This window comes from Acinetobacter sp. RIT698, assembly GCF_009668065.1.
Classification (GTDB): domain Bacteria; phylum Pseudomonadota; class Gammaproteobacteria; order Pseudomonadales; family Moraxellaceae; genus Acinetobacter; species Acinetobacter guillouiae.
This window is the reverse complement of record NZ_WJYH01000051.1, coordinates 23803-30076: the sequence shown is the minus strand read 5'-3', so window position 1 is coordinate 30076 and position 6274 is coordinate 23803. Positions and strand designations below refer to the sequence as shown.

The 6274-nt window shown below is 39.7% G+C and carries 6 protein-coding genes; 1 reads left to right on the top strand and 5 read right to left on the bottom strand.

All coding sequences use genetic code 11. The features are described 5' to 3' along the window. Positions 1 to 342 precede the first annotated feature (342 nt). The 5 genes from GJV03_RS17915 to GJV03_RS17895 form a co-directional block, all read right to left on the bottom strand. A complete protein-coding gene (locus tag GJV03_RS17915; protein WP_154130738.1) occupies positions 343 to 1662 on the bottom strand; it encodes an MFS transporter in 1320 nt (439 codons plus the stop codon). Positions 1663 to 1716: 54 nt separating this feature from the next. Then, the gene (locus GJV03_RS17910; protein ID WP_154130737.1) at positions 1717 to 2220 is read right to left on the bottom strand and encodes a GNAT family N-acetyltransferase; all 504 of its coding nucleotides are present in this window, start codon (positions 2218 to 2220) and stop codon (positions 1717 to 1719) included. Between the two features lie 61 nt (positions 2221 to 2281). Beyond that, a complete protein-coding gene (locus GJV03_RS17905; RefSeq protein WP_004725253.1) occupies positions 2282 to 2926 on the bottom strand; it encodes a trimeric intracellular cation channel family protein in 645 nt (214 codons plus the stop codon). 61 nt (positions 2927 to 2987) lie between these two features. Beyond that, positions 2988 to 3455 carry a YchJ family protein gene (locus tag GJV03_RS17900; protein ID WP_105713790.1) on the bottom strand — a complete coding sequence of 156 codons (468 nt, stop codon included), beginning with the start codon at positions 3453 to 3455 and terminating at the stop codon, positions 2988 to 2990. A 182-nt stretch (positions 3456 to 3637) separates the two neighbouring features. After that, the gene (locus tag GJV03_RS17895) at positions 3638 to 5221 is read right to left on the bottom strand and encodes a TerC family protein (protein ID WP_004816521.1); all 1584 of its coding nucleotides are present in this window, start codon (positions 5219 to 5221) and stop codon (positions 3638 to 3640) included. 373 nt (positions 5222 to 5594) lie between these two features. Between GJV03_RS17895 and GJV03_RS17890 the strand changes: the two genes are divergently transcribed. Further along, a complete protein-coding gene (locus GJV03_RS17890; RefSeq protein WP_004816519.1) occupies positions 5595 to 6227 on the top strand; it encodes a TIGR00730 family Rossman fold protein in 633 nt (210 codons plus the stop codon). The last annotated feature ends 47 nt before the right edge of the window (positions 6228 to 6274 follow it).

Below are 6274 nucleotides of genomic sequence, written 5' to 3'. Positions count from 1 at the left end.
TTCATTCGTCTGCTTTTTTATATTCATGAATTAGACATGGTTGTTCTATCGTGTGGCGACATGGATGTCGCTCCGTTGGGTGGGGGTACAGGACGTACCTCTCACCCAACAGAAGATTTTTGTCATCTTTTCATCTCTGAAAAGTGAGGCATCGCCTACGCAAAGGAATTTAAACTTTAAATGTAAAGGGTGGCATTGTAAGTTTTAGAATCATACAAATTCATTTCTATGGAATAATCAGCCATGATTGATCAGGGTTAATCTCGTTTAGAAATCATTTAAAAGCTTACTTTGATAAGAGATCTAATTAATATCTAAATTTATTCTGCACAACCTTCACAATCACAATCCAATCTCTTCTAAGGTCTTACCTTTGGTTTCTTCACCCAAGATCAAAACCACAGCGGCAACAGCGAAAAGTACAATCGTAAACATCATAAAGACTGAACTAAACCCATCACTTGCCACCATCATATGGGTCACCACCAACGGTGCGACAATCCCCCCCATACGACCGATTGCAGATGCCCAGCCTGAGCCAAAAGCACGAATATTGGTTGGATATTGTTCAGGCGTATAAGTATATAAAACCCCCCATGCACCCAAATTAAAGAACGACATTAAGCATCCCCACAACATAATCATATTGACTGAGGTTGCTTGACCAAAGAAGTAAGCAGAAAGCGCACACAGACCAATAAAACCAGCGAGGGTTGCTTTACGTCCAAGCTTTTCCACCAACCAAGCCGCAGCCACATAACCAGGTAATTGTGCCAAAATCATCCCGAGTACATATTCAAAAGACTGCACAATGGTATAGCCCTGTTTGACCAGCAAACTTGGCAACCAAGTAAAAATGCCATAATAAGAATAGACGATACCAAACCAAATCAACCACAGCATCAAAGTACGACGGGCAAAAGCACCTGACCAAAGCTGTGAAAATGAAATCGTTTGTTTTGCTGAAACAGGTTTGACTTCAAGGGTTTCAATCACTTCTACCCCACACTGCCGTTCAAGTTTCTGTACCAGTGCATGGGCTTCTTCAATTCGTCCACGATTAATCAAATAAGGGACCGATTCAGGCACTTTTTTGAGAATCATAAAAACATAAATTGCAGGTAAACCACCAATCAAAAATGCAATATGCCAACCATAATCAGGAATCACAAAATAAGAAATAAGTGCAGCAACAAGCCAGCCAAGTCCCCAGAAACTTTCTAACAGTACAATAAATCGACCACGTACTTGAGCGGGGATATATTCGCTGACCAAAGTCACCGCCACAGGAAGTTGCCCACCCAGCCCTAAGCCGACAATAAAACGGAACAGCAATAACCAAGTCAGATTCGGCGCAAAAGCACATAACGCGGTTGCAATGCTATAGGTCACCAAAGTAATCGCAAAGACTGTTCTACGACCAATTCGATCAGCCAAACCACCTGAAAATACAGCACCAATTGCCATACCCACAAAGCCAATGGAGACTACCCAGCCTTTTTCAGTAGGGGTCATTTGCCATTCTTCTGCCATTTTGGTGAGAATAAAGGAGATCAGTCCTGTATCCATGGCATCAAACATCCAGCCCAGTCCGATCACCCAGAGTAAGGTATAGTGAAATTTACCTATGGGTAAGCGTTGTACACGTGATACTAAATCCATAATGCACTCAACAAATATGTAAAAGCAGAAACAACTTTGGCTCGCTGTTTAATTTTAAAGACTGAACAGCAGAATTTCTCCTGCTAGTCCGTCAAAATCTTTAAACTCTTTAGAATGGAAACCATTGTTTATCAATATTTTTCTTGAAGGTATATTTTCGGGATCAATAATAGCCATAAGATCCTTTAAATATGGTTGTTTTTTTGCATGCTCAATTAAAAATGTAACAACTTGACTGGCAATGCCTTTCCCCCAATATTCGGGTAAAAGCATATAGCCCAACTCCGCAGTTGTTGCTGTTGGCTGATCCAACTCGAGTTTAGCTAAACCGATAAAGTCATTTGTTTGAGCATCAAGAATTTTATAATTTCCCAATGCTACATTATAGGCATTCTTAGATAAAATCTTGGCAAATTCGGTATGCGCTTCCTCAAGCGTTAATGCTCGCTCGGTAATCATTTGCATGACTTTAATATTTTTGACCAATTCAAAATACACAGCAAAATCTAGGTCAGTAAATTTTTCAAGTTTAATATTTTGATGAATCTGATATGACATACCAAGCTCAAAGTTAAATGCAGAGATTCACAATCAATAACTGCTGTTCAAGCATCCATCCTTAGGACTCATCTTTAGAAGATGCCGATTGTTCATCATCATCTTTATAGATAAATTTCGGCATTTCCAAACCAAAATAAATCGCCACACAACGTAATGCAAAACCAAAAACTAAAGTAGAAACCACGGTAATTTCAAGCGATAAACCGAAATCTATACAGAACCAATAGAAAATCACTGCAACAAAGGAAATCGACGCATACAGTTCACGACGGAATACCAACGGAACATCGTTACACAGAATATCTCGTAGAATACCACCAGATACCCCTGTTAACACCCCAGCAACGGCGGAAACCACAAAACCATGTCCCATTTGCAAGGCAATTTGACAGCCAATAATGGTAAAACCAATTAAGCCTAAAGCATCCAACAATAAGAAAATTGAATGTAAATGCTTCATCCATTTAGCAATAATAATGGTGACAAAGGCAGCACAGCATGTCAGAACAAGGTATTCAGGATGTTTGACCCAAGTCAGTGGATAATGTCCAAGTAAAACATCTCGCACAGAACCACCACCGAGTGCAGTGACACAGGCAATCAGTATCACCCCAAACCAGTCCATACTGCGTCGTCCTGCGGACAACGCTCCAGTCATGGCTTCTGCTGTAATGGCTATAATATAAATAATCGTCAGTAACATTGCCCTTCATCCACTGATGGGAAAAGATGCGCGCTATTTTAAGTCAAAAATGAACTAAAAGTTATAAAAATTGTGCGCAACATTGCTTAAATTTTTTGGCGGATCCACAAATACATGGCTGTTTCATGGTGATAGGCTGATCTGTGGTTGGATCTAAGAAATACCATACACCAGCATGCTGGACAAAGTGTGAAACTTCATGGTGTATTTGAGCCTGCTGACCATCGTGGAAATGTGCTTTAAATTCAACTTGAGCATGATTTTTATCGAGCTTTTCTTGGGCTTGCACCACTTCAAGACTGAGCCATTGATTGGCTTTGCTCCAGTCTGAAATCGCTTTAACATCCAAAGCTTGCTGCTGTCCAAGCGCAGTGGTCTGAACAATATAATCAATCTCATGTTTGGCAAAAGCGCTATAACGCGAACGCATCAACTGTGCCGCTGTCTTGGCTTTGTTCTGACCCAAATGTAGCGGCTGACAACATTCAGCATAAAGCACTGAACCACATGGACAGGATAGATTGGACATGAAAATACTCAAGATCTGAATAGGTTCAATGATAATCCAACCCAGCAGGAAATCGAAACCTATTCTTTCAATATGAATGATGTCATCTGGACATCATTTTAACGATATGGTTTAAATCATTATTCGCAATGACCAGATAGCAAGAAGCCAGTCTTTCGACTGGCTTCATTACAACAAATCCATTAGGACTCAGCATCTTTAGATTTTGTTAATGCCATAATATGCACCTTCTCAATCTTATGCCCATCCATCGTTACCACTTCAAACTCATAACCATCGACTTGAAGCTTTTGACCATTTTCAGGCAAACGCCCGAGATGGAACAAGATATAACCCGAAAGGGTTGAGTATTGTTCTGACTCATCGACTAAATCACGACCTAACAGCAAAGAAACATGACGAATATCGGTTGAACCTTCAAGGATCAACGAACCATCTTCAAGACTTTCCGCAGCAGCTTCTAGTTCATCTTCATCAGGGAACTCGCCTGCGATTGCTTCAAGCACATCAATCGGCGTTGCAATCCCTTCAATTGACCCATATTCATTTAATACAATCGCCATTTGTAAGGGTGCCTGACGAAGTTGCTCCATCACCATCAATACTTGCGCATTTTCATGCACAATCACAGGTTCGCGTAAGTGTTTTTCAAAATTTAAAACACCCGTTTCGATATAATCATTTAAAACTTTATGGGTTAAAACAATACCCGCAATATTATCCAATTCACCATGGGCCAAAATTAAACGAGAATGTGACATTGCCATCAAATTTTCTTTAATGCTGGCTTCGTCTTCATCCAAATCTAACCATTCTAATTCAGGGCGCGGTGTCATGACCGATTTTACAGGACGTTCTGATAGTCCCAAGACCCCTTGAACCATAACACTATGGTAAGCGCCATTTTCATCATCAAAAATTTCATCTGCCAGTGCTTGTGTTGCGATCACATCATCCGCTTTACCATTTTGACTATCGGCACTTTTTCCACCTAACATTTTCAAGACTGCTGAAGCTGTACGGAAACGTAAGTCGGTCGTTGTCACCATTTTCTCTTGGTTTTTACGCATGGTTTGGTTCATAAACTCGATCAGTACCGAGAAACCAATCGCTGCATATAAGTAACCTTTTGGAATGTGATAACCAAAACCTTCGACGATCAATGAAAAACCAATCATCATCAAAAAGCCAAGACATAGAATCACTACTGTCGGGTGCTTATTGACAAAGTCCATCAAGGCTTTTGATGCCCACAGCATAATAGCTACAGCAATCACCACAGCGATCATCATCACTGAAAGTTCTTTCACCATTCCCACAGCGGTGATCACACTATCGAGGGAGAATACTGCATCTAAAACAACAATTTGAACAATGACCATCCAAAATACAGCATGTACAGGATTTTCTTCTTTAAGATCCTGACCACCTTCAAGGCGCTCATGTAGTTCCATTGTGCCTTTAAACAATAAGAACACACCACCAAACAGCAAGATCAGATCACGCCCAGAAAAAGCATGCTCAAAGAGATGGAATAATGGTTCGGTTAATGTCACCACCCATGCAATAGATGCCAGTAACACCATCCGCATACAGAGAGCAAGTAAAAGCCCAATAATCCTTGCTTTATCACGTTGTTCAGGCGGAAGCTTTTCTGCCAAAATTGCAATAAATACAAGGTTATCAATACCCAAAACGATTTCTAAAACAACTAAAGTTGCAAGACCAACCCATGCAGAAGGATCAGACATCCACTCAAGTATCATTGATCTTGCTCCATTGAAAATGTGCAATAGCTATTTTCAGCATGTGAGAACTGTAAATTTCGGAATTGAGAAGAAAACTTTAGTGTATTTTGAACTATTATTTTGTCTAAAGATTGTGCATTTTCGGAGCGACTACAACCACTACCCATGATGATTCATTTGTTGATAAATAAGCGTTAATTATAGGCAATCCAGACAGGAATTTCATCTCATTTATCAGGATTTTTACTGATTTACCTAAAATTAAATACAAAATCAAAGCGATACAAATCATTGCAAAAGCGCCGATAACACAACATGTTTTTGTCACATTTCTTACTTAAAGTAGTAGAAATGTATAAGAACATGATAAGTTAAGGTGAAAAAATAAATTATGAATAGTGTATTGCCTGTAATGATGAATAAACCTTTCGAATTAGATCAACAACAACATAAAGCCACACAATGTTTAATCGCTCTCTATTGTGGCTCCCGACCTGGAAATAACCCTACCTATCGAGAAAAAGCCATCCAACTTGCCCAAGGCATCGCAGAACAAGGTTTTGGAATCGTCTATGGTGGTGCAAGTATTGGCTTAATGGGCCAAGTTGCAGATACGGTCACGGAACATGGTGGTGATGTTGTTGGTGTTATTCCCGAATTTATGCTGGATTATGAAATTGCCCATAACCAATTAACAGAATTACATATTGTGCAAAACATGCATGAACGTAAAGCAATGATGGCTGAACGTGCAAGTGCTTTTGTCGCACTGCCAGGTGGCTTTGGTACCTTTGAGGAAATTCTAGAAGTCGCGACATGGGGACAATTGAATCAACATCAAAAACCGATGATGTTATATAACGTCAATGGTTTCTATGACCATTTGATTGCGCAATTAGACCATGCTGTTATTGAAGGTTTTTTACCGCCTCAACATCGGGCAAAACTGATTGTGTGTAATCATGCAGATCAAATTTACAATGCCATTAAGAACCTAGAAAGCCCAAAACAGTTTATTGTTTAAACAGCTGATTATTAAAATATATCCTTAAAAAATGAGCCTTGATCAAA

Coding starts and splice junctions, on each gene's coding strand:
- GJV03_RS17915 (WP_154130738.1), bottom strand. CDS start 1,662: ATGGATTTAGTATCACGTGTACAACGCTTACCCATAGGTAAATTTCAC.
- GJV03_RS17910 (WP_154130737.1), bottom strand. CDS start 2,220: ATGTCATATCAGATTCATCAAAATATTAAACTTGAAAAATTTACTGAC.
- GJV03_RS17905 (WP_004725253.1), bottom strand. CDS start 2,926: ATGTTACTGACGATTATTTATATTATAGCCATTACAGCAGAAGCCATG.
- GJV03_RS17900 (WP_105713790.1), bottom strand. CDS start 3,455: ATGTCCAATCTATCCTGTCCATGTGGTTCAGTGCTTTATGCTGAATGT.
- GJV03_RS17895 (WP_004816521.1), bottom strand. CDS start 5,221: ATGATACTTGAGTGGATGTCTGATCCTTCTGCATGGGTTGGTCTTGCA.
- GJV03_RS17890 (WP_004816519.1), top strand. CDS start 5,595: ATGAATAGTGTATTGCCTGTAATGATGAATAAACCTTTCGAATTAGAT.